Source organism: Iodobacter sp. CM08 (assembly GCF_033446605.1).
GTDB lineage: Bacteria > Pseudomonadota > Gammaproteobacteria > Burkholderiales > Chitinibacteraceae > Iodobacter.
In genome coordinates, this window is the sequence record NZ_JAWQUO010000006.1 from 1 (window position 1) to 21,879 (window position 21,879).

Consider the following 21,879-nt stretch of genomic DNA (forward strand, 5'->3'; position numbering starts at 1 on the left):
AAAATGTCGGCGCTTGGTGCTTGCATGCGCAAATTGGTTCACCTGTGCTTCGGCGTCCTGAAAACACAAAAAAAATATCAAGCTGAGTATCAAAATGCTTGACCGGCAAGACGGTATCTACAAATGCATTGCGACTTATGGCCTTAATTGTGGAATATCTCGATCCAATTACCGATGAGGAAATTGTCGATCGAGCATTGGCTATGCAGCCTAACACTTCATTCAAGCCGACGCCTAACGGCGCGGCTGATTTCCAACGTTAGCCCCCAAGGAGCAGCCACATGGCCGATGAAGAGATCACGCAGAGTAATACGCGCATCACCTATCAAAACAAGTGGATGATTGTGCGCGAGGACGAGATCGTTCGAGCGGATGGAAGCGCGGGCATCTACGGCGTGGTGGAGAAGCCAGACTTTGCGGTCATCGCAGCAGTCGACGACGGGCACATCTGCCTCGTCCAACAATACAGGTACCCGGTGCAAGGTCGTTTCTGGGAGATGCCTCAAGGCTCTTGGGAGCAGGTCACGCTGGATCCTCTTCTCCTGGCCAAAGCAGAGTTGAAAGAGGAAACAGGAATTGTCGCTCGCTCGATGATCCATGCGGGCCACCTCTTCCTTGCATATGGCTTCTCGACGCAAGGCTATGACGTCTTCTTCGCTTCGGAGCTCGAGTATGGTGCCCCCAAATTGGATGTAGAGGAGCATGGATTGATCGCCAAGCGATTCACGATCGCAGAATTGGAACAAATGATCCAAGTAGGAGCAGTCAAGGACGCCTCGACGGTTGCCGCATTTGGCCTCCTTCGCCTCAAGGGCCTCCTTTGAAATCCGAGCAGCATGAGGGCTAACCCCTCATGTCAAACGTTAGCCCCCCCGCTAATTGTTTTGTTTTTTTAGTTGCCGCGCTGTGGCGGCGGTTTGTGTTGCTGTGTGCAGGTATTCTTATTCTGTTTTGCAGTTTTCTGTTTACACTATTTATTAATTAATATGCTTTTAATTCGCTTGCTCCGTTTCCATGGATTCATTATTTAGTTTTGTGGTTTGCCACCAAAGACAGGGCATTATTTTTTGTGCAGTGGCAATACGCCTAGCATGGCATTCAAGCAGGCTGGCAGGAATGTACGGCTTTTTATCCAATTGCAGCGTAGGCCAGCTGCTGTGTTTGGCATTAGGCGACGAACATGTCTCACTAGCCCTCGACGAGTAGTCGTCTTCTTTCAGGCAAGTACCGGTGCCATCCAGTGCACCATTGAGGACAGCTTCTCTTACGCACTAAACTGCCACTATTCAGCAGTGTTTATTGGGCATGAATGTTATGCTTATGCCCATTGGCAGAAAACCCATCGCTGCCCGCAAACAATTCACTCCCTTAATTTAAGGAAAACAAATGGCTCAATATGTTTTCAGCATGAATCGCGTCGGCAAAATTGTTCCGCCGAAGCGTCAAATTTTAAAAGATATCTCATTAAGCTTTTTCCCTGGCGCCAAGATTGGTGTTTTAGGCCTGAATGGCTCGGGTAAATCAACCGTGCTTAAAATTATGGCCGGTATTGATAAAGATATCATTGGCGAAGCCACCCCAATGCCGGGCTTGAATATCGGCTATCTGCCGCAAGAGCCACAGCTTGACCCACTTAAAACCGTGCGTGAAGAAGTGGAATCTGGCCTTGGCGAAGTGTTTGAAGCGCAAGCCAAGCTAGAAGCCGTTTACGTGGCCTACGGCGAAGAAGATGCAGATTTTGATGCGCTCGCGACCGAACAAGCGCGCTTAGAAGCGATTATTTCGGCCAGCTCTGGCGACAATGCCGAGCTGCAATTAGAAATTGCCGCCGATGCGCTGCGCCTGCCGCCTTGGGATGCCATTATTGGCAATCTATCGGGTGGTGAAAAGCGCCGCGTGGCGCTGTGTAAGCTATTGCTTTCCAAGCCTGATATGCTGCTGCTGGACGAGCCAACCAATCACTTGGATGCAGAATCCGTGGATTGGCTAGAGCAATTCCTGTGCCGCTTCCCAGGTACTGTGGTGGCCGTTACCCACGATCGCTACTTCCTAGATAACGCCGCCGAGTGGATTTTAGAGCTAGATCGTGGCCACGGTATTCCTTGGAAAGGCAATTACTCTAGTTGGCTAGATCAAAAACAAGCGCGCTTAAAAACTGAAGAAAACCAAGAATCTGCACGCCAAAAAACCATTAAGAAAGAATTAGAATGGGTTCGCCAAAATCCTAAGGCGCGTCAAGCTAAATCCAAATCACGGATTGCCCGCTTTGAAGAGCTCAATAGCCAAGATTATCAAAAGCAAAATGAAACACAGGAAATCTTTATTCCTGTGGCAGAGCGCTTGGGTAATGAAGTGGTGGAATTCGAAAACGTCAGCAAAGCCTTTGGCGATCGCTTACTGATCGATGATTTAAGCTTCCGCGTACCACCTGGTGCAATTGTGGGGATTATCGGGCCAAACGGCGCGGGTAAATCCACATTGTTTAAGATGCTTGCAGGCGTAGAGCAACCGGATAGCGGCACGGTAAAAATCGGCACCACCACCAAAATGGCCTATGTTGACCAAAACCGTGATTCCTTAGGCGATGGCAATAAATCGGTATTTGATGTGATTTCTGGCGGCCACGATATTCTGACCGTTGGCCGCTACGAAACATCCAGCCGTGCTTACATTGGCCGCTTTAACTTTAAAGGCGCGGATCAAGCCAAAATTGTCAGCCAATTATCGGGTGGCGAGCGTGGCCGCTTACACTTGGCTAAAACGCTGATTTCGGGCGGCAATGTCTTGCTATTGGATGAGCCGTCTAATGATCTGGATATCGAAACCCTGCGTGCGCTTGAAGATGCGCTTTTAGAATTTGCCGGTTGCGTGATGGTGATCTCGCACGATCGCTGGTTCTTGGATCGTATCGCTACGCACATTTTAGCGTGTGAAGGCGATTCTAAATGGCAATTCTTTGACGGCAACTATCAAGAATACGAAGCCGACAAGAAAAAACGCCTCGGTGAAGAAGGCGCAAAACCAAAACGTATTCGCTACAAGCCTATTAGTCGCTAATCTACGCTCGTCATTAGCGTTAATAAGTTATCGTGTATTACGGAAATCAGCATCGTCATTCCCGTGTAAGCAGGAATCCAGCTACGCGGCTGGATACCCGACAAAACGCGCGGGGATGACGCTTTTTTAGCCCGCCTAAAATGCATGGAAACTTGTTATTCACTACTTATATCAAACGGGAAGAGCTTATCTTCCCGTTTTTTTTATGGCGACTGCTGGGGGCCTCGAAAAACCTATATTTCTAAATACGACAAGGTGCATTTTAAAAAAACCGACGCTGCATATGTTTGATATGTAAGGAGATTTTTTTTAAAACGCAACGCAGTATTATGACGAAAGATGGGCTTTTCGAGGTTCCCTGCTATCCAAGCCTAGGCTTAATCCTACCGCTCATACCATGCACCATTGACTATTTTTTACTTAATTCATACAATTGAGGGTTATTTGGTGTGGGCGCTAGCAAAGTGCAGCATTGTGTAGGGGCACCTCCCCCGCCCCAAACCATCAAAAACAAGATATTTAAAAGCCCGCATTCAAGATGTGGGCTTTTTGCTTGGCATACCGATCACCTTAACCAAGGATAAAGCAGTGTCTTTAAACAGCGATCATTATGCAAAGCTCGGCGTGTCCCCCAATGCCAGTATCGATCTAATTAAATCTGCTTACCGCAAAAACGCGGCAAAATTTCACCCAGATAAAAATCCTGACCCAGCTGCGCCAGCGCGCTTTCGTGAGATCCAAGCAGCCTATGAGATTTTAAGTGATGCTACCCGCCGCAAAGCTTACGATAATTACCGGCAGCGCAGCTTGATTGATAATCCTCTCGAAATTGCCCAAGAAATTTCGGCGCTCTATATACAAGGCATATTAAATTGAGTTTTTCCCCTTATTTTGAAGAATTAACATCGGCGTATAGCGCAGAGCTTGACGATTTAATGACCGATTCTGAAGGCCGCTCTGCCATCAAAAAACGCCTAGACGAGAAGCGCAAGCAATTTGAAGCACTGCTGGCCATGATTGAATTTAGCCCCGAAATGGTAGCGGTGGCTTTTTACAATGCATTTAGCTTTCAGGCACCGCAAATGATGCGCACCCTGATGCGTAGCGAGCCTGATGACGATGATTTTATGGTTTGGGACGAGATTAAAGACAATCTAAGCATTGCCGATTGGGCCCAGCCCTTGGTAGATGCGGCAATTGAAGCCGACGGCGGCGATGTGTTTTTAGTAAGCAGCGCGGCACTCGAATTTCACCGTCTTCACAGCTCACATAGCCCCGCTAAAAATACAGCAGCAGAGCCGGACGAGCACAACGATGAAGGCGATGATAATGATGAGCAAGACAGCGATGATTTAGGCGAATCTGGCTCCAACTGGCTAGCCGAGCAAGGCTTTGAAACCATAGACGCTAATTAAGGACGATCATGCATCCAGCAATTATCAATGCCTCAAAGCTGATTCTAGTCGGCGATATTAGCGGCGCAGAAAAAGCGCTATCTGACATTGCTGACGAACACGGCGATCATGCCCTGTCCGTCATTTTAGAAGATGTTGCCCCTAAGGATTTACTGGCCATCTTGCGCGAGTACGACTCTGCCAAAGAAACAGTGCTCAGCCTAGTTGTCTCTCCCGAGCAATTTGCCCGGGCGGTAGTATTAGATAAGCTCTATGGCGAGCGCAATAAAGACAAGCTGCGCGGCATGATGAATGCGGTTATCTACAAACACGCCGATACCGCACCGGATTATCTGACCGCCATTTTTGAGCAAAAAGGCGGCGCGGGCATTCTGGCGGATTATTTTGAAGGGCATTATGAAGTTGCGCTCAATTTTATTCTGCGCGCCTACTTAGAGACCACGCCCTTACCGTTTTTAGACGACGAAAATATCCTTGATCCGGAAGAAATCAGCGCATTTTTTGAGGTTTTCTACTCCAGCGAAAACATCATGGATAAGGTTGACTGGGGCTATTCCCGCACCGAACTTGCGGATAATGATTGGAAAGAAACTTTGTGGATTTTATTTCACGAAGTTCCGGATGCCTTCGATCATCTTATTGATGAAGTACAAAGCCGGATGCTGGCAGCCTGTCAACGCGCAGCACAAAAAACTGAGATCAACCCAGATGCACTGGATAAGCTATTACAAGCCATTTGCAATAGTAGCAGCGACGATATTGAAGAGTCTGCAATTTAATGGGAGCCGCTTCCACAGTAATATCCACTTTTGATCAGCGGCGTTTTTTTGATAAAGCTTTGAGCTACGGCGTAGCCCAAGGCTTTATTACACCTGAGCGTTGCACAATAATCCAAGCTGATTTAGCCAAGGGCATCGTGCAAATCGCCAATTACTTTGGCACAGCCTATTTACGCCCAGATTTAGAACTCGCGCTTATTCGTACCGTCAATTTAATCAGCCTTTATTTGGAAGATCTATCTAAGGGTGATATCCATATCGCCGCGCAATCATTGCAAAATAACACCCTGCTATCCCACTCTAAAAAAGGCGCTGATTTACTGCGCAATATTGCGGGGCTGGCACAAAACACCCTACTGATTAAATCAGGTGGTATATCGCTTGATGAACAGCAGTCTTATTTAAACATCATGAGCTCGCAAGAGCGTATTTCTTGGCCACAATATCAAGCCGATTTACGCGAAGGCCAGCTATTGCAAAGCAAGATTGATTTAGGCTTTTGGCTAGCAAAGAAATTAAAGCTCGCCAGCGACGATATTTGCGATGCGGAATCGCTCATTCTAAGCAGCATGCTGATGCTTTACGCCATGGGCAATGATGAAAAACCACTGCGCCGTGCCGACTATGATCGCTATATTAAAATAGCGAAAAAGAAAACAAGCACGCTCAATGCTGAGCATTTAGCCGCTTTTTTTAAAGCCGCCCCAGCAACTATTCAAACCAGCGCCCAAGTCGAGATGAATGTGTTTATTCAAAATGAATTGCCAAAAATTAAAACTGGCAATCAGCACGTTGAATCTTATTATTTACGTGGTGGGCATAATGAAATCAGCCTATATGACCAAGGGATTGCAGATAATTGGCAGCGGCTCACTGGGCTAGATTCAGATTCAGAAACGCTAGCCACGCTATTGCTATTTAGTGCTTGCGAGCTGCCCTTTAAAGCCGCCATGCTTAAACGGGAAGCCATCGCCATTACGCAATATGTTCGCGACCATGGCTTTAATGCTTCAGCCATCACGCAATTTATTGATAACAATGTACCGATGAGCCAACGAGAGGAAATCAATGATTTTTGGCAAAATGATTTAAAAGCCGAAGCCGAAGCCGCCCTTGCCAATAAAGACCCTCAATATCCAGATCTTTACATGGAGCGCGCACTCCGATATTTGCAGCAGCGCTGCAATGCAAAATGGAAAGGCCGCGCGTAAATGCAAATAAAAAGGGGAAGCCTTGGCTTCCCCTTTTTATTTATCTACTCTAAAAAACCACTCAGAGCATTGCTAAGCTTATACCAAGCCTTTTTGTAGCAATTCAGCGACTAGCTCGGCTAAAGTTATTTGGCGTTTTTCTGCTGTGGCATGCAATTCTTTAATTAGATCGCCATTCAGCTTTACTGCAAAAGGCACTAAACCTGCCGCTTGATCTAATTTACGTTGTTCGCGTTTATCCATTACTTTTGCCGCTTCCTGACCAAAACGTCCCGGAGTCCGTTCTTTTCGATTTTGTTCGTCGGATTTAAACCCGTCTAGTTTATACAACTGAAATTTACTTAACATACGCACCCTCTTTCATTCTACAGCTATCACTTGTGATCATTCTTTTAAGCACTTAAGTATAACCGTAACCCATCCAGTAGCCAGTTCAAACACCGAACAAGCGCCAAGACTAAAAAAACCAAGTGCGAAGGATGCGGTGTTTTTGCGATCGAAGCAAGACACAAAAGTAAAAATACAAAAAGAGCCTGCATTTATTGGCTTAACTAATGTGACGCAGCATGATAAAAAAATACGCCGCCCACTAAAAAACACAAAGCACACACAGAAGCCGCATGACCATCACTCTTTGATTAATTATAATAATTTCATTTAAAATCAAATAGTTAACAATAAATTTATTTTACACATCATGAATTAAAGAGAGATTATTCATGTTTAATGCGTTTTTTTCGTGCATTCAGTGTTTTTCGTAGATAAATAGTCTTTATGTGTAACATCAGCGCTTAATTTGGCCTCTTTTTCAGGATAAATCACGATCATCTGGCATTAAGTCAGTTAATAAGCCCATGAATAGAAAAAACAGGCAAAATACGCCCCCGATCGCCAGTAGCATGCCAAATAGACACTTATGACAAACCCTTTGATTTATCACGCTCACCCCGAAAACCCCGCCACTTGGATTAAATTTCGGGATGATTTATGCCAAAACTGCCAATCTTCCTGTTGCACCATGCCGGTAGAAGTAAAGCTAAGCGATTTAGTCCGCATGAATCTGGTTGATGCCTTTGAAGCCGAAGGCGAGCCGCCCAAGCAAATCGCCAAGCGCTTGACTAAAGCAGGCATTATCGATCACTTTAATTTTAAAAACAGCATTTACACGCTCAAGCGCAAAGCCAATGGCGATTGCCGTTATTTAGATTTAAAAACGCGGCTCTGCACTATTTATGAAAACCGACCAAACACCTGTCGCAACCATCCACGGATTGGCCCACGCCCAGGCTATTGCGCTTATCGCAGCCGAGCGGCCAGCTTATTGATTGGTAGTTAGACCCAGCTCAACGCGCATCCCCACAGACGTTTTAAACTGAGGGGATGAAACCAGCCCTTATCCTCTATGCCAGCTATGATGGTCAAGCAGAGCGGATCGCTCGAACGCTTGCACTTTATCTTTCTCACCACGCTCTGGCGGTGGAGCTATGCAATATAAAACAAGCACCTAGCCAGTACGATCATTGCAGCGCCATCATTATGGTTGCGGCAGTACGCTATGGACGGCACCTGCCTGAAGTAGCCACGTTTTTACGTAGCGCCCCCTGCCAAATTCAGCATATTCCATTAGCGATTGCCTCGGTCAGCCTCAGCGCACGCAAGGATAATGGCGAGCCCAACCGCTATTTAAGCAAGCTTATTTCACAATTTAATTTAACGCCATTCGCAACGATTGCCTTAGCAGGCAAACTCGATTACCCACGCTATAGCTGGCTAGATAAGCAAATGATCCGCTTTATTATGTATTTAAGCGGCGGCCCCAGCGATGGTCGCTGTAGTGTGGAATACACCGATTGGCAACAGCTAGCCGTGTTCGCACAAAAAATCACTGCGCATCTTTGCCTCCCAACTCCCGATGAATAGTAAACTGCGCCCCAAAGCCATCACAGAGAACCACCATGAGCAGCAACACCATTGCCAACCTAATTAGTCACCAAATCAATAAAGAAGCGCACGGCCCCGTTAGTCTGCGTTTAAGTAGCAAGGAAATCAGCCCAACACCTGCAGCGCAAAGGCTGGTTGATCAGCTCAGCCAGCTCTATATACAGCGCATGGGCAAAGGATTTGGTAGTTTCGAGACTGACGAAGCCAGCTTTCCAGTTCAAGCCATGATTCGCCGCCATTTAAACGATGCTAGCGTCGATTTTTACACGCTATCGTGCCAAATGATGCAACACCTGCAAACGCGGCTAGAGCAAGAGCCATTGGCCAGCGGCGGCTATGTGCTGATTGCACGGGTCAAGGCTGATGGCAGCGATTATTTACTCTTCACCATTTTGTCTGAAGTGATGGGCACCATGCTCACCAATGATTTAGACATTGCCGACAGTCTTTATCTAGACACCGCCAATTTAAAAGTGGCGGGCAAGATTGATCTACAAGCTTGGCAAAATGGCACCGAGCGCTATATCAGCTTTTTGCGTGGCCGTGGCGATATCGCCCACTACTTCAAATCATTCTTAGGCTGTAATGATGTTGTGGTGGCGTTGAAAGAAACGCAAAAATTGGTGCAAGGCCTTAGCCAATTTGCAGAAGAACAACAGCTTGCTGCCACAGAGCGCGATCAGCTATTTGAGCGTGCCCATCAATACCTAGACGAGCTAGGCAATGCCAGTTGCCCAGTCACAGTGGCCCAAGTTGCCGAACAAGCTTGGCCTGATGCACCGCAGCAATTACAAAGTGTTTTAGATAATCAAGCGGTTGAAATCAGCGATGGTTTTGTGCCAGATCGGCGCGCCATTAAACCGCTGCGAACCTTTAAAACCAAGGCCCCTCATTGGAAGCTAGAGTTTGATCGCAGCAGCCTGCGCTCGGGTGCGGTACACTACAACCCAGAAAACGATACCTTAGTGCTATCCAATATCCCAGAAGAAATGCGTAAAGAACTCTTAGCTGAAACCAAATCATAAACAAGAACACGGCTCATATTGCATTGCAATAAAATTCAACTAAACTAGCTAGGCCAGCCTGAGTAAACACCAGACCACTTTATTAAAGAGGCCTGACCTCTCAAGCTGGCCAAGTCATAGGCAAAATGTAATATTACATACACAAAAAAATTGGCGTAATATCTTTAAACTGTAATCTATAACAGCGATGCTAGGCGATGTGACCGGCTCCCCATCAGGGGCCCCAGTGATCAAACGGTAACCCTCAAAAAAGGTATTCCCATGACTCTGCCTTCTACGTTCAAAACCCCTCGCCAGCGACGTCAGCTGGAACAATCTCAGCGCAATATGGAAATCGTCGTGATGGGGCTTCATCGGCAACAATTTGAAGCGAGGCGTCAAATAAGGAATGAGCTGGCAGATCGCGCCGCCGCCAAAGCAGATAAAGCATTAGATTATTTAGAAGATATTAAATAGCAAGGCCCCACATACAAAAAAGCCACGATTTAATCACCGTGGCTTTTTTTCTTTGATAAAACACAATTACAGCATGAAATCAAAATTCAAAAAATCTTCATCCTGCTTCCAAGCATTTGCTTTATACAAACCTTGCGCCGCAAAATTAGTTTTGGCAGTGGAAAGTGTCAGCGCCACTGCACTCGAGGCCTTAGCAAATACCTTAGCCTGATCCAACAAAGCCCCACCTACGCCAAGTTTTCTTGCATCTGGCCTCACAAAAAGATCATTTAAGATATATTTTTTGCGCATTGATACAGAAGAAAAAGTTGGATAAAGTTGAGCAAACCCCAATAGCATCCCCGATTCATCACAGGCAATAAGCAATATCGACTGCTGATTAATCAATCTATCTGATAAAAATAGTATTGCAGCATTCAGATCACTTTCTTTACCATAAAACACGCGATACTGATCAAACAACACTGCAACCTCTGCCACCTCCAAAATATCTGCTAACTTTATTTTCATTTAATCACCTCATGATGTTTTCCGCTTATTTACATAGCAAGCATACTCGCAGTTAAACCCCTCGCCCTACATTACTAATTTTTAAATATATATTCCTGATTATGTCTCTTACTCATTTTTTGTCGTTTCCCTGAGGTTATCGACATGAAGGGATATAAGCCTTTGTTTGAGCAAGAGACGTAATCAGCTCAATATTTTCGTGCGCGGCAAACTCATAACAAATAAGCTGCCACGTGGGGCTGACCTCTGGCAGAAAGCGATCAATTAATTGATGAATTACTCGAGGCGGATGTGATTGTTGCAGGCGTGCCCATGTACAACTTTGGGCCTCCTGCGCCGTTCAAGGCGTATATCGACAATATCGTACGGGTAGATAAAACTTTCGGCTTTGATCGCCAGCGCCCGAATGAGCCTTACTGGCCGCTACTAGCAGAGCAGCACAAGCGCTTGGTTATTCTGTCCGCTCGCGGCGATTATGGTTACAACCAAGGTGAGCGCATGGCTGCAAGCAATCACGTTGAGCCATCCATTTGCACAGCCTTTGCCTATATTGGCATTAGCCACGTTTTTGGCTCGGCCATTGAATACGATGAATTTGTAGATCATCGACTCACTCACTCTATTCAACAGGCGGAACAAGCCGTGGGGCAGATTGCCCGCGATTTATCGCTTTTAAATAGTTAAGGGCAACGATTAATCGCTCAATTGCATGCCCATCAAGCGGCCAGCAATTTACGCTCATAAACCACATAATCACGGCTAGGTTGCCAGCCTGCGTTTTTATATAAGGATAAGGCGTCTTTTTCGCTAGCGGCGGATTCCATTTCCATATAGCCCACACTATGGGTAGCGGCGAAATCTTCGGTGGCTTTAATCAGCGCACGGCCTACGCCTCGATGCCGTGATTCTTTAGTTACATATAAATCATTCAGCAATAACGTTTTTTGCATGCGCAGTGAAGAGATATTCCAATATAGCTGGGCAAAGCCCACCGTTTTAGTGCCTTCACACGCGGTAAATAATACCGAATCACCGCTTTTTAGGCGTTCAATTAAAAATTGATGCCCTGCTTCTAAATCTGTAGCTTGATTAAAGTGCTGGCGATACTCATCAAATAAAGCCCATGCCCCCCATAAACGCCAGATTTCATGCAGATCATCTAGATTAGCTTGGCGAATAGTCAATGTGCTTCCATCGTTTAATAAGGTATTCATTTTTTTATCCAGATAAATCGTAGCGTTCGGCGAGGCAATCATTTAATTCGATGTCATGCTGTATTTGATAATAAGCATTCAAACACAAGCTTGATTTGTGGTAAAACAAGCAATTCTTATGTTGCATAAGCCAAACTGATGCTTGACTACAAATTACTAGAAGCGCTGGAAATGGTGGTAAAGGAAAGTAGTTTTGAGCGCGCAGCTAAGCGGCTTTTCCTGACGCAATCGGCGGTTTCACAGCGGATTAAATCGCTAGAAGAAAAGCTAGGCAAAGTATTGGTGGTGCGCGAAAGCCCCGTACACGCTACCCGCGCCGGTGAGATGCTGATTGTGCATTTTCGGCAAGTACGCCAGCTAGAAGCTGCGCTGGCCGAGCAAATTGATTTTAAAGAGCAAGATTGGCAAAGCGTGCGCCTTGGCGTGAATGCCGATAGCTTGGCCGTTGGTTTATTAGATGCGCTTGCCCCGCTCTTAGAAAGTGAGCGTTTATTGCTGGAATGCGTGATTGATGATGAGGGCTACACGCTGGATTTGCTGCGCGCGGGCGATGTGGCGGGCTGCATCAGCACGCAATCCAGCGCCGTGGCTGGCTGCGCAGTACAAAGCCTTGGCAGCATGCCCTATGTGTTTGTGGCCACACCGACATTTGCCGAGCGCTATTTTTCCCAAGGCTTTACCCAAACTGCCCTAATGCACGCACCAACGGCGGTGTTTGGCAATAGGGATTCATTACACCGGCGCTGGCTAGGCGAGCGTTATGGCATCTTGGATGATCACTTCCCCTGCCATCAGATCCCAGAAAGCCACGCTCTATTTGATGCAGTTTGCTTTGGGCTGGCCTACGCCGCCATCCCTTACGCCCAAGCCAAGCATGCGATTGCCAGCGGAAAAATTATTGAGTTAGCCCAATCCGAGCGAATTTATATCCCCTTGTTTTGGCACCATTGGCAGAAACAAACGCAAGAAGCCAAACGCATCAGCGATGCCGTGCTCGCTTTTGGCAGGCGCGTACTGCCATCGCAAGAGGCTTCGCTGCATTTAAATGCATTGTAAGCACGATGCAAAGTAGGCCACCTACACCAAAATAAAACTGGCGTTTAAAAATACTTTTATTCGAAAAAAGCACTATCAGAGCGAAACAAACTAAAAATAGAGCGTTTAAGGATAAAATAAGCCGATAAGATTTAATATGATGATGGCTCTACAAGGAGCCACACGATGAAAGCCATGCTATTAACCGCCTTACTAATGAGCCAAACAATTTTTGCCGCAGATTTTAGTGTTCGCAGTTCAGATATCAAGGCCGACACGCCAATGTCGGCCAAGCAAGAATTTAACGGCTTTGGCTGCAGCGGAGCCAACCTTTCCCCCCAATTACAATGGCAAAATGCGCCAGCCGGAACCAAAAGCTTTGCAATCACCATATTTGATCCAGACGCCCCCACAGGTAGCGGTTGGTGGCACTGGAATGTGGTTAATATCCCAGCAAGCACAACATCTGTGGCCACTGGCAGCGTCCCTAAGGGCGCATTAGAAACACGCACCGACTATGGCACAGCAGGCTTTGGTGGCGCATGCCCACCAGCCGGAGACCCCGCTCACCGTTATATTCATACCATCTGGGCTTTAGATGTTGAACAACTACCCCTCGATGCCCAAGCCAGCGGTGCATTAGTGGGCTATATGCTCAACCAACACAAGCTAGGCACAGCTCAACTGATCGCCACATATCAGCGAAAGAAATAAACGCCCGAAATAGAGCAGTTTGTACTTGTAAGGCGGGTGAAACCCACGCGCTATCACCCTGACCCTATCAACTTAAGACAAAAAATAGGAGCAAATCTGGTTTTGCATAGGGTGTGCAAGTCGTTTTTCTTGCGCACCGCTTTCGGTGCGCAACGACTACGTCGTTGTACACCCTACGAAAATCTGATTCATCCTAAGACAAAAGCGACGTTAATAGGATGAGCTTGCTTCCGTCCCACAATCAGGAAGGTGATTACAATAATCCTCAATCAATCCAACAGGAGCCTGAATGAGCCAGCTTATAAGCCGCAGTATTCAGCAGTGTGTGATTCAAGCCAAAGCCACGCAGTCCTTACGACAAGTGTGCTTTCTGCAATTTACCCTGATGCGGGTACGCCATGGTGCCAAGCATATTTACCTCAACGAGCAAACGCAGATTGCCCGTAGCGGGGATATCATCATTGTGCCCGCAGGGCTAGAAATGAGCTTATCTAATCAGCCAGATGCACATGGCTATGTGTGCGAGGTACTGCAACTCGATTCAAAGATCATGCAAACATGCCGCAGCGCCTATCCCAAGGCTGTACACGGCCTGCAAACCATAGAGCCTAAGCTGTGCGCCAAGCTCAGCCCCATTATTGCCCAGCTATGGGATGAGCTTTTTACAGCAAGCCAGCGTGGCGAGATGATAGAGCTGCTAGAGCATCGCGCCATTGGCTTGTTACTAGGGCTGGTGCTAGCAGGCTTGGGCGGCGCACTGTTTGTGGATCGTAGCTCACCTGTTGTCACACGAGTCCAGCAACAGGTTTTATTTCAGCCGGGTAAAGAATGGACCGTGAAAGAGATGGCACAGCATTTACAAATGGGTGCATCCACGCTACGCCGCCAGCTTGGTCAGGAAGGCAGCTCATTTCGGAAAATACTTGAGCAAGTCAGGTTAAATACCGCATTAGGCATGATTCAAACAAGTAAGCAGCCCATTGGGCAAATAGCAAGGCAATGCGGCTTTGCCTCCGCTTCCCGCTTTAGTAGCCGCTTTCATCTGCACTTTGGAATCAAGCCCTTGCAACTAAGAGCAAGCGTGATGTAAAACTTATTACGTTTAAAACACTCCCGTAAGCCCTGCGACAATGCACAACATTAAAACGATCGTTTGTAAAGGCGGGATACTCCGGTCACGCAAGGAGCCATATCTTGCTATTTTGTCTTATATTCCAGCAAGATAAGGCAAGAAACAATGTCCCGCCCACTGAACAAAATGAGCCGTATCGCGGCCAAAACTGCCAGCCTACCGCAAGGCTTACGCAGCTTTATCCTCACCAAACTATTTGGCCGCATCGTGCCTTTTTTATCCACGGCCTCGGTGCAATTTGAAGAAGTCAGCGCGGAGCGGCTGGTGGTCTCCATTAAAAACCGTCGTAAAGTACAAAACCATATCAAGGGCGTGCACGCTGCGGCGATGGCGCTGCTGGCCGAAACCAGCACCGGCTTTGTGATGGGTATGAATGTGCCGGACGATAAACTGCTGCTGCTTAAATCCATGCATGTGGATTACCAAAAGCGCTCACAGGGCGATATGCGTGCTGTGGCCACCTTAAGCAAGGACCAAATCGAGCTATTACACAGTAGCGACAAAGGTAATTTCGCGGTGAATGTAGAGATCAGCGATGAATCTGGCGAAGCGCCTATTCAGTGCGAAATGGTCTGGGCTTGGCTACCCAAAAAGCGCGATTAAGCCTATTTTAGCCATCCAATCAATTATCCAATCCATATGACTTTGCAAGCTTCTACTCACCAAGGATGCCCCATGCAATACGAAACGATTGAAGTGAATGTCAGCAACGCCATCGCCCTTGTCACGCTTAATCGCCCTAAAAAAGCCAACTCGCTCAATGCCCTGATGTGGCAAGAGATTAAAGCAGCCTTGCAATGGTGTGATCAAACGGCAGAAGTGCGCGCCGTGGTACTGAATGGTGCTGGGCGTAATTTCTGTGCAGGGATTGATTTGATGATGCTGGCCGAAATCCAAACCAGCCTAAGCAGTGAATGCGAAGCACGCAATCGCGAAACCATCCGCGCCTTAATTTTAAACCTACAATCCTGCGTCAGCAGCCTAGAGCACTGCCGCAAGCCAGTGATTGCCGCGATTCATGGCGCATGTGTGGGCGGCGGCTTAGATTTGGTATTAGCGGCTGATTTTAGATACGCCAGCACAGACGCCAGCTTTAGCGTGCGCGAAGTGGCGATGGGCTTGGTGGCCGACGTAGGCAGCTTACAACGTTTAGGCCGCGTGGTAGGCGAAGGCACCGCGCGCGAAATGACTTTCACCGCAATGGACATGCCCGCCAATGATGCGCTGAATGTGCGCCTAGTAAACAAAGTATTAGCCAGCCCAGAGGAATGCCTTGCCGCGGCCATGCGCACCGCCAGCGTCATCGCCGCACAATCACCGCTGGCCGTGCGCGGCAGCAAGCAAGTGCTGAACTACAGCCGCGACCATAGCATCAGCGATGGTTTGGAATACGTGGCTACTTGGAACGGCGGCATGCTGCTCTCTGCCGACATCAAAGAAGCCATCACCGCCCAAATGAGCGGGCGGGCGGCACAGTTTTTGGATTAAGGACTTGCTATTAATTTTACAAATTAACATGCCCGTCATCCCCGAGTGTATTTATCGGGGATCCAGCAGAGCCACTGGATTCCCGACAGCAACACTCGGGAATGACGATTTTAATAAAGAAACCCGTTAGGGATTTATTTTCAGTCTCATCCTAAGCATCGAGCATAGGCGGCAAGCCAATGCCATCTATATCTAAACAAACCCCATAAAAATCGCCACCAAAATCAGGCAACCGCCAAAGAGATAACCCTGCACCCGCATCGCCTGCTGGCTTTTAAGCTGGCTAAACAATAACTGCCCGCTATATATCCATAACAAATGGCAAAGCACGCTAATCAAAACAAAAACCATTGATATTTGCATCACCTGATTAAATAAAACCAAACTAGGATTTAAAAATTGAGAAAACAATACCAGAATCATGGAATGAATTTTAGGATTTAAAGACACCGATAAAAAACCATCCCAAGCATTCAACCGTGGCAAATCTTTTTTCTCTTTAAGTGATGAAAATTGAAAAAATCCATAAGCCAAATAGAGGGTAAAAATAATCCCTCCCCATTTTAATAACTCACGCAACGCCGGATAAGCCACAAACACCTGACTTAGCCCAAAACCATAAACAAGGCACCAAAATAAATCACCCGCTTCAAAGCCCAATAAAAAAGGCATGGAGCCCCGCACCCCAAAATGCCCACCCGCAGCAGCAAGAATCGTATTCCCCGGCCCTGGGCTGATAATCATCGGTACAGAAAAACCTAATATCAAAGCCCAGACTTCAAATGGAATCATGGCGCTCTCCCTCAGAAATGAATCAATACAGATTAATGATTAAAATTCTGAGAAACAAGCAACAGATCGCGGTGATTTATGCAAAACAGCTGGCGTAATTAAAAAAAGCCCAGCTTTGAAGCTGGGCTTTTTTGCTAAATGTTAAGCCAATCCCTGCTGCAAATCGGCAATTAAATCATCAATATATTCCAACCCCACCGAAATACGGATCAGCCCTTCCGTAATCCCTGCGGCTTCTCGCGCTGCTGGGGTGATGCGGGCGTGGGTGGTGCTGGCGGGGTGGGTGATGGTGCTGCGGGTGTCGCCTAGGTTGGCGGTGCGGCTGATCAGTTGCACGGCGTCGACGATTTTCCACGCTTGCTCGCGGCCACCTTTCACCACAAAAGACACCATACCACCACCGGCGTTTTGCTGGGTCATCGCCAGCTTATGTTGAGGGTGCGAAGGCAGGCCGGGGTAGTAGACTTGCTCGATAGCAGGATGCGCTTCTAGGTAGGTGGCTAACTTTAAAGCGGTTTCTGAATGGGCGCGCATGCGGATAGGCAGGGTTTCTAGGCCCTTGAGTAAGACCCATGCATTAAAGGCCGACAGACTAGGGCCAGCGGTGCGTAGGAATAGATACACCGGCTCAATCAAGGCAGAAGAGCCAACCACTGCCCCGCCCAACACGCGGCCTTGGCCGTCAATAAATTTAGTCGCCGAATGCACCACCAAATCCGCACCTAGCGCTAAGGGCTTTTGTAAGATGGGGGTGCAAAAGCAGTTATCCACCACCAGCAGGGCATCGTGCGCATGGGCGATGTCGGCAATGGTGCGAATGTCACTGATTTCAGTCAGCGGGTTGGATGGTGTTTCTAAGAAAAACAGTTTGGTATTGGGCTGGCAAGCATCCGCCCATTCGGCGGTATCTGTCGCCGAAACATAAGTCACGCCCACACCAAACTTACTGAGGTACACATTAAGCAGCTGGATGGTGGAGCCAAACAGGCTGGCCGAGGCCACCACATGATCGCCATATTTTAAATGCGCCATAAATAGCGACAAGATGGCGCTCATGCCCGATGCCGTGGCCACGGCACGCTCGGCCCCTTCTAAGGCGGCGAGTCTTTCTTCAAAAGCGCTGACGGTGGGATTGGTAAAGCGAGAGTAAATAAACCCAGGAATTTGGCCGGTAAATTTAAGCGAGGCTTCTTCGGCGCTGCCCACCACAAAGCTGGAGGTAAGGTACATGGCATCTGAGTGCTCGCCAAACTGGCTACGGCTGGTACCAGCGCGCACGGCTAAAGTATCGGGATGTAAGGCTGCGAATTCTTCTTCATTCATGGCTTAACTCTACTCACTCACGGTCAACATCAATAGGGGCTTAAATCGTGTAAGGCGAAGGATTCAGCTCGAAATATTTTCCCTAGGAATATCTTAGGATGGGCACGTTTTTGTGCCCACACTTAATATGCCGCGTGGGAACAACGGCGCGCCCACCCTACACGGTTTATTTCAGGCGCTTATTTCGCGCTAAGCCACTATTTTATGTGAAGAATACGCCTTGTTGCAGTTTATCTGCCGCTATTCAAATGCAAGGTATCTAGCAAACCTATTGTAAGCCGCTTCAACCCCCCTTCTTTCCAAGCAATCAACCTCATCGCTAATGCAACTAAGTTGCGCAATTGAGTTGCATTTAGGTATGCTAGCGCTTTTACTAGGAGTGCAATATGCATAAGCATCTACCCGTCACGGTTTTGTCTGGCTTTTTAGGCGCGGGCAAAACAACGCTGCTCAATCATATTTTGCAAAACCGTGAAGGCTTGCGCGTGGCCGTGATTGTGAATGATTTATCCCACATCAATATTGATGGCGAGCTGATCCATCAAGGCGGTTTTAAGCGCGGCGAAGAAAAACTGGTGGAAATGAGTAATGGCTGCATTTGCTGCACCCTACGTGAAGATTTGCTAGAAGAAGTAGCTAAGCTTGCCAAAGAAAACCGCTTTGATTATCTGCTGATCGAATCAAGCGGCATTGCCGAGCCTTTGCCTGTGGCCGAAACCTTTACATTCAGAGATGAACAAGGCCAATCGCTATCTGATATCGCACGATTAGATACCATGGTCACCGTTGTGGATGCCTTTAATTTTTTAAAGGATTACGCCAGCGCCGATCTATTAAGCGATCGCGGCGAAACCGCAGGGGAAGGCGATGATAGAGCGCTGGTTGATTTACTGATTGAGCAGATTGAGTTCTGTGATGTGCTTATCATTAGTAAATCCGACATGATTAGCATGGCGCAGCTGGCTGAGCTGCAAAGCATTTTAACGGCGCTTAACCCACGGGCGATTCAAGAAATTGCCATCAATGGCCAAGTGCCACTCAAGCGCATTATGGGCACTGGGCTGTTTGATTTTGAAGTGGCCGCCAATTCACCTGGCTGGCTACAAGGCTTACGTGGTGAAGAAATCCCCGAAACAGAGGAATACGGCATCTCCAGCTTTGTATGGCACGCCCCCTGCCCCATGCATCCACAGCGCTTCTGGGATTTAATCCATAGCGAATGGCCTGGGGTTTTAAGGTCTAAAGGTTTTTTTTGGCTAGCCAGCCGCCCTGATTTTGCCGGTAGCTGGTCGCAAGCCGGTGGGGCATGTCGTCATGAAGCGGGCGGCTATTGGTGGGCCAGCGTGCCAAAAAAACACTGGCCAGAAGACGACGAGCATATTGCAGAGATTATGGAGCGCCGGGACGATCATTTTGGCGATCGCAGGCAAGAGATTGTATTTATTGGGCAGGATATCGATGAAGCTGGTTTTCGTGACAGGCTTAATCACTGCTTACTAAGCGAGGATGAGTTAGCCCTAGGAGTAGAGCAATGGGCCAATTTTCAAGACCCGTTTCCACGCTGGGCAGCGCAGCCTACCGTATAAACCCAACAAAAAAGCCCCCTTTCGGGGGCTTTGCTTACTAGATTTAATCGAGCTTAAAGCAGATTCTGCTCGCCCACACCGATATTCATATCTAATAAACGGCTTTCGGCTACATCACCGGCTTTTGCCGACAAAGGCGATAGACGCTTGGCTTCTAATTCATCCAGATATTGCGGCGTAATATCGCCGGTAATATATTTACCATCAAAACAGGATGTTTCAAAAGAAGTGATTTTGCCTGCACTGGCTTTGCTACACGCATCAATCAGAGCATCTAGCTCTTGATAGATAATGGCATCTACGCCAATCTCATCGGCAATTTGCTGATCCGTGCGGCCCGTTGCAATCAGCTCTGCACGGGTTGGCATATCAATGCCATAAACGTGCGGGAACATCACTGGTGGCGCAGCGGATGCTAAATACACTTTAGTCGCCCCGCAATCTCTTACCATTTGCACAATTTGGCGGCTGGTGGTGCCACGTACAATTGAATCGTCTACCAGCAATACATTCTTGCCACGGAATTCAACCGCAATTGGATTGAGCTTTTGGCGCACTGATTTTTTACGGCTGGCTTGGCCAGGCATAATAAAGGTGCGGCCAATATAGCGGTTTTTCATAAAGCCTTCGCGATATGGCAAACCTAATTTATTGGCTAATTGCAAGGCTGAATCACGGCTGGTATCCGGAATAGGAATCACCACGTCGATATCGAGCTTTGGAATCACGGCGGCGACTTTATCGGCTAGATTTTCACCCATATTTAATCGCGCTTCGTGCACCGAAATACCATCAATCACGGTATCAGGGCGGGCGAAATAAACGTGTTCAAAAATACAAGGCACCAGCACAGGGTTAGCATGGCACTGCTTGCTATGGAATTCGCCTTCAAAAGTCACATACACCGCTTCACCCGGTGCAATATCACGCTCAAATTTAAAGCCCAATACATCGTGAGCTACCGATTCAGAGGCCACAATATATTCAAGGCCATCGGCTGTTGCATGTGTGCCTAAGCAAAGCGGGCGAATACCGTAAGGATCACGGAATGCCACCAAGCCAAAGCCTGCAATCATGGCCACTACAGCGTAAGCACCTTTTACGCGCTCGTGTACGGCGGTAATGGCATCAAACACGGTATCTGCATCCAGCTGCGGGCCGGTTACACGGCGTGATAGCTCGTGGGCAAACACATTGAGCAGCGCTTCAGAATCAGAGTTGGTATTGATATGACGCAGATCAGTGCGGTACATATCTTCTTTCAACTGCTTATCGTTGGTCAGATTGCCGTTATGCGCCAGCACAATCCCAAACGGGCTGTTGACATAAAAGGGCTGCGACTCAGCAAGGCTAGAGGCCGAGCCAGCCGTTGGGTAGCGCACATGGCCAATCCCAGCGTTGCCCATCAAAGAGCGCATATTGCGAGTGCGGAATACATCACTCACTAAACCCTGCCCTTTGTGCATATGGAGCGTTAGCCCCTCAGCAGTAACGATCCCTGCAGCATCTTGACCACGATGCTGCAAAACCAGCAAACCATCGTATAACAACTGATTAACGGGTGTCTTGGCGACGATACCTACAATGCCACACATCGGAATGCCCCTTTGGGTTCTTTAATCTAACAAATGCACGCGTAACAGCCAAAATGGCTATCACGGCAGTATCTTTTAACAAGGGCGGCGGTGAATGCCTGCCCAAAATCAATCGTAATGAATGCGCGCCGCCAATGACTCTGGCAACCAAACCTTGGCCATCACGGCAGCTTCTTCAAATAAGGGGCTAAACATGGCATTTCGCCAGATCATTTGCTTAGGCAAACTGGTGAAACCAGCGGCCAGCACCAAGGTTAAGCATAATAAAAAGCCACGTAATAGACCAAAACCTGCACCCAACAAGCGATCCATCGGTTTTAAACCTGTAGCCTGTAAAAATTGATTGAACGTCACTCGCAACATGGCGGAAGCCACCCAAGTCACAAAAAATATCGAGACAAATCCAGCCAAGTAACGCAATTCATCATTGGGTAAACTTTGCGGCATCCACATAGCCGCAACGCTGGCGTAATGGCTGGCTAACCAAAATGCCAGCACCCACGCCGCCAGCGCCAGCACTTCTTGCACTAAGCCCCGCATCACGGACAGCAACATGGATAAGCCCAGAATGCCTAATACTGTGTAATCAAAGCCTGTCATGGTTCA

General features: G+C 47.7%; 24 protein-coding genes. 17 read left to right on the plus strand and 7 right to left on the minus strand.

What is annotated here, in order from left to right:
- Positions 1-281 precede the first annotated feature (281 nt).
- The 6 genes from R6242_RS04390 to R6242_RS04415 all read left to right on the plus strand — a co-directional run bounded on the left by R6242_RS04390 (position 282) and on the right by R6242_RS04415 (position 6,462).
- On the plus strand, positions 282-824 hold the full coding sequence (locus R6242_RS04390) for an NUDIX hydrolase (RefSeq protein ID WP_318424248.1): 543 nt from the start codon (positions 282-284) through the stop codon (positions 822-824).
- A 562-nt stretch (positions 825-1,386) separates the two neighbouring features.
- Complete coding sequence (gene ettA, locus R6242_RS04395; protein ID WP_318424251.1) at positions 1,387-3,057, plus strand: energy-dependent translational throttle protein EttA; 1,671 nt, start codon at positions 1,387-1,389, stop codon at positions 3,055-3,057.
- A gap of 588 nt (positions 3,058-3,645) precedes the next feature.
- Complete coding sequence (locus R6242_RS04400; RefSeq protein WP_293936866.1) at positions 3,646-3,933, plus strand: DnaJ domain-containing protein; 288 nt, start codon at positions 3,646-3,648, stop codon at positions 3,931-3,933.
- Entirely contained in the window at positions 3,930-4,472 is a 543-nt protein-coding gene (locus R6242_RS04405) for a hypothetical protein (protein ID WP_318424255.1), read from the plus strand. Before R6242_RS04400 ends, R6242_RS04405 begins: the two co-directional genes overlap by 4 nt.
- A gap of 8 nt (positions 4,473-4,480) precedes the next feature.
- The gene (locus R6242_RS04410) at positions 4,481-5,251 is read left to right on the plus strand and encodes a hypothetical protein (RefSeq protein WP_318424258.1); all 771 of its coding nucleotides are present in this window, start codon (positions 4,481-4,483) and stop codon (positions 5,249-5,251) included.
- The gene (locus R6242_RS04415; RefSeq protein WP_318424262.1) at positions 5,251-6,462 is read left to right on the plus strand and encodes a hypothetical protein; all 1,212 of its coding nucleotides are present in this window, start codon (positions 5,251-5,253) and stop codon (positions 6,460-6,462) included. The genes R6242_RS04410 and R6242_RS04415 overlap by 1 nt, the downstream gene beginning before the upstream one ends.
- A gap of 78 nt (positions 6,463-6,540) precedes the next feature.
- Here R6242_RS04415 and R6242_RS04420 read toward each other — a convergent pair whose 3' ends face one another.
- The gene (locus R6242_RS04420; protein WP_293932346.1) at positions 6,541-6,810 is read right to left on the minus strand and encodes a hypothetical protein; all 270 of its coding nucleotides are present in this window, start codon (positions 6,808-6,810) and stop codon (positions 6,541-6,543) included.
- Between the two features lie 568 nt (positions 6,811-7,378).
- Between R6242_RS04420 and R6242_RS04425 the strand changes: the two genes are divergently transcribed.
- From R6242_RS04425 to R6242_RS04440, 4 genes are all read left to right on the plus strand, one after another.
- Positions 7,379-7,798 carry a YkgJ family cysteine cluster protein gene (locus tag R6242_RS04425; RefSeq protein WP_293932344.1) on the plus strand — a complete coding sequence of 140 codons (420 nt, stop codon included), beginning with the start codon at positions 7,379-7,381 and terminating at the stop codon, positions 7,796-7,798.
- Positions 7,799-7,842: 44 nt separating this feature from the next.
- Positions 7,843-8,382: a flavodoxin domain-containing protein gene (locus R6242_RS04430; protein ID WP_318424267.1), complete on the plus strand. Its 540-nt coding sequence runs from the start codon at positions 7,843-7,845 to the stop codon at positions 8,380-8,382.
- Positions 8,383-8,417: 35 nt separating this feature from the next.
- Entirely contained in the window at positions 8,418-9,428 is a 1,011-nt protein-coding gene (locus tag R6242_RS04435; protein WP_318424271.1) for a nucleoid-associated protein, read from the plus strand.
- A gap of 261 nt (positions 9,429-9,689) precedes the next feature.
- Complete coding sequence (locus R6242_RS04440; protein ID WP_293932338.1) at positions 9,690-9,884, plus strand: hypothetical protein; 195 nt, start codon at positions 9,690-9,692, stop codon at positions 9,882-9,884.
- A gap of 66 nt (positions 9,885-9,950) precedes the next feature.
- Here R6242_RS04440 and R6242_RS04445 read toward each other — a convergent pair whose 3' ends face one another.
- Positions 9,951-10,394, minus strand: coding sequence for a GNAT family N-acetyltransferase (locus R6242_RS04445; RefSeq protein WP_318424274.1), 444 nt, complete (start codon positions 10,392-10,394; stop codon positions 9,951-9,953).
- A 246-nt stretch (positions 10,395-10,640) separates the two neighbouring features.
- On the opposite strand from R6242_RS04445, the gene R6242_RS04450 reads away from it, so the two are divergent.
- Positions 10,641-11,078, plus strand: a complete 438-nt coding sequence (locus tag R6242_RS04450; RefSeq protein WP_318424574.1) for an FMN-dependent NADH-azoreductase — start codon at positions 10,641-10,643, stop codon at positions 11,076-11,078.
- Between the two features lie 32 nt (positions 11,079-11,110).
- Here the strand turns inward: R6242_RS04450 and R6242_RS04455 are convergent, their stop codons facing one another.
- Positions 11,111-11,608: a GNAT family N-acetyltransferase gene (locus tag R6242_RS04455; protein ID WP_318424277.1), complete on the minus strand. Its 498-nt coding sequence runs from the start codon at positions 11,606-11,608 to the stop codon at positions 11,111-11,113.
- A 138-nt stretch (positions 11,609-11,746) separates the two neighbouring features.
- Between R6242_RS04455 and R6242_RS04460 the strand changes: the two genes are divergently transcribed.
- The 5 genes from R6242_RS04460 to R6242_RS04480 all read left to right on the plus strand — a co-directional run bounded on the left by R6242_RS04460 (position 11,747) and on the right by R6242_RS04480 (position 15,977).
- Positions 11,747-12,664 (plus strand): LysR family transcriptional regulator ArgP, encoded by a 918-nt coding sequence (locus R6242_RS04460; RefSeq protein ID WP_318424280.1) that lies wholly within the window; start codon positions 11,747-11,749, stop codon positions 12,662-12,664.
- A gap of 165 nt (positions 12,665-12,829) precedes the next feature.
- Positions 12,830-13,357, plus strand: a complete 528-nt coding sequence (locus R6242_RS04465) for a YbhB/YbcL family Raf kinase inhibitor-like protein (protein WP_318424282.1) — start codon at positions 12,830-12,832, stop codon at positions 13,355-13,357.
- A gap of 289 nt (positions 13,358-13,646) precedes the next feature.
- Positions 13,647-14,447, plus strand: a complete 801-nt coding sequence (locus tag R6242_RS04470) for a helix-turn-helix transcriptional regulator (RefSeq protein WP_318424284.1) — start codon at positions 13,647-13,649, stop codon at positions 14,445-14,447.
- Between the two features lie 147 nt (positions 14,448-14,594).
- Positions 14,595-15,092, plus strand: a complete 498-nt coding sequence (locus tag R6242_RS04475; RefSeq protein WP_318424287.1) for a DUF4442 domain-containing protein — start codon at positions 14,595-14,597, stop codon at positions 15,090-15,092.
- A gap of 72 nt (positions 15,093-15,164) precedes the next feature.
- Positions 15,165-15,977, plus strand: a complete 813-nt coding sequence (locus R6242_RS04480; RefSeq protein WP_318424291.1) for a crotonase/enoyl-CoA hydratase family protein — start codon at positions 15,165-15,167, stop codon at positions 15,975-15,977.
- Between the two features lie 192 nt (positions 15,978-16,169).
- Here R6242_RS04480 and R6242_RS04485 read toward each other — a convergent pair whose 3' ends face one another.
- Positions 16,170-16,769 carry a LysE family translocator gene (locus R6242_RS04485; protein ID WP_318424295.1) on the minus strand — a complete coding sequence of 200 codons (600 nt, stop codon included), beginning with the start codon at positions 16,767-16,769 and terminating at the stop codon, positions 16,170-16,172.
- A gap of 141 nt (positions 16,770-16,910) precedes the next feature.
- Entirely contained in the window at positions 16,911-18,092 is a 1,182-nt protein-coding gene (locus R6242_RS04490) for an O-succinylhomoserine sulfhydrylase (RefSeq protein WP_318424298.1), read from the minus strand.
- Between the two features lie 386 nt (positions 18,093-18,478).
- Between R6242_RS04490 and zigA the strand changes: the two genes are divergently transcribed.
- The gene (gene zigA, locus R6242_RS04495) at positions 18,479-19,678 is read left to right on the plus strand and encodes a zinc metallochaperone GTPase ZigA (protein WP_318424300.1); all 1,200 of its coding nucleotides are present in this window, start codon (positions 18,479-18,481) and stop codon (positions 19,676-19,678) included.
- Positions 19,679-19,731: 53 nt separating this feature from the next.
- Here zigA and purF read toward each other — a convergent pair whose 3' ends face one another.
- Both purF and R6242_RS04505 read right to left on the minus strand, forming a co-directional pair.
- Positions 19,732-21,273, minus strand: coding sequence for an amidophosphoribosyltransferase (gene purF / locus R6242_RS04500; RefSeq protein WP_293934874.1), 1,542 nt, complete (start codon positions 21,271-21,273; stop codon positions 19,732-19,734).
- A gap of 108 nt (positions 21,274-21,381) precedes the next feature.
- A complete protein-coding gene (locus R6242_RS04505) occupies positions 21,382-21,873 on the minus strand; it encodes a CvpA family protein (protein WP_318424305.1) in 492 nt (163 codons plus the stop codon).
- Between the last annotated feature and the right edge of the window lie 6 nt (positions 21,874-21,879).

Excerpts from the sequence above, each read along its gene's own strand:
- R6242_RS04390 (WP_318424248.1), top strand. The coding sequence starts at position 282 with ATGGCCGATGAAGAGATCACGCAGAGTAATACGCGCATCACCTATCAA.
- ettA (WP_318424251.1), top strand. The coding sequence starts at position 1,387 with ATGGCTCAATATGTTTTCAGCATGAATCGCGTCGGCAAAATTGTTCCG.
- R6242_RS04410 (WP_318424258.1), top strand. The coding sequence starts at position 4,481 with ATGCATCCAGCAATTATCAATGCCTCAAAGCTGATTCTAGTCGGCGAT.
- R6242_RS04415 (WP_318424262.1), top strand. The coding sequence starts at position 5,251 with ATGGGAGCCGCTTCCACAGTAATATCCACTTTTGATCAGCGGCGTTTT.
- R6242_RS04420 (WP_293932346.1), bottom strand. The coding sequence starts at position 6,810 with ATGTTAAGTAAATTTCAGTTGTATAAACTAGACGGGTTTAAATCCGAC.
- R6242_RS04425 (WP_293932344.1), top strand. The coding sequence starts at position 7,379 with ATGACAAACCCTTTGATTTATCACGCTCACCCCGAAAACCCCGCCACT.
- R6242_RS04430 (WP_318424267.1), top strand. The coding sequence starts at position 7,843 with ATGAAACCAGCCCTTATCCTCTATGCCAGCTATGATGGTCAAGCAGAG.
- R6242_RS04435 (WP_318424271.1), top strand. The coding sequence starts at position 8,418 with ATGAGCAGCAACACCATTGCCAACCTAATTAGTCACCAAATCAATAAA.
- R6242_RS04440 (WP_293932338.1), top strand. The coding sequence starts at position 9,690 with ATGACTCTGCCTTCTACGTTCAAAACCCCTCGCCAGCGACGTCAGCTG.
- R6242_RS04445 (WP_318424274.1), bottom strand. The coding sequence starts at position 10,394 with ATGAAAATAAAGTTAGCAGATATTTTGGAGGTGGCAGAGGTTGCAGTG.
- R6242_RS04455 (WP_318424277.1), bottom strand. The coding sequence starts at position 11,608 with ATGAATACCTTATTAAACGATGGAAGCACATTGACTATTCGCCAAGCT.
- R6242_RS04460 (WP_318424280.1), top strand. The coding sequence starts at position 11,747 with ATGCTTGACTACAAATTACTAGAAGCGCTGGAAATGGTGGTAAAGGAA.
- R6242_RS04465 (WP_318424282.1), top strand. The coding sequence starts at position 12,830 with ATGAAAGCCATGCTATTAACCGCCTTACTAATGAGCCAAACAATTTTT.
- R6242_RS04470 (WP_318424284.1), top strand. The coding sequence starts at position 13,647 with ATGAGCCAGCTTATAAGCCGCAGTATTCAGCAGTGTGTGATTCAAGCC.
- R6242_RS04475 (WP_318424287.1), top strand. The coding sequence starts at position 14,595 with ATGTCCCGCCCACTGAACAAAATGAGCCGTATCGCGGCCAAAACTGCC.
- R6242_RS04480 (WP_318424291.1), top strand. The coding sequence starts at position 15,165 with ATGCAATACGAAACGATTGAAGTGAATGTCAGCAACGCCATCGCCCTT.
- R6242_RS04485 (WP_318424295.1), bottom strand. The coding sequence starts at position 16,769 with ATGATTCCATTTGAAGTCTGGGCTTTGATATTAGGTTTTTCTGTACCG.
- R6242_RS04490 (WP_318424298.1), bottom strand. The coding sequence starts at position 18,092 with ATGAATGAAGAAGAATTCGCAGCCTTACATCCCGATACTTTAGCCGTG.
- zigA (WP_318424300.1), top strand. The coding sequence starts at position 18,479 with ATGCATAAGCATCTACCCGTCACGGTTTTGTCTGGCTTTTTAGGCGCG.
- purF (WP_293934874.1), bottom strand. The coding sequence starts at position 21,273 with ATGTGTGGCATTGTAGGTATCGTCGCCAAGACACCCGTTAATCAGTTG.
- R6242_RS04505 (WP_318424305.1), bottom strand. The coding sequence starts at position 21,873 with ATGACAGGCTTTGATTACACAGTATTAGGCATTCTGGGCTTATCCATG.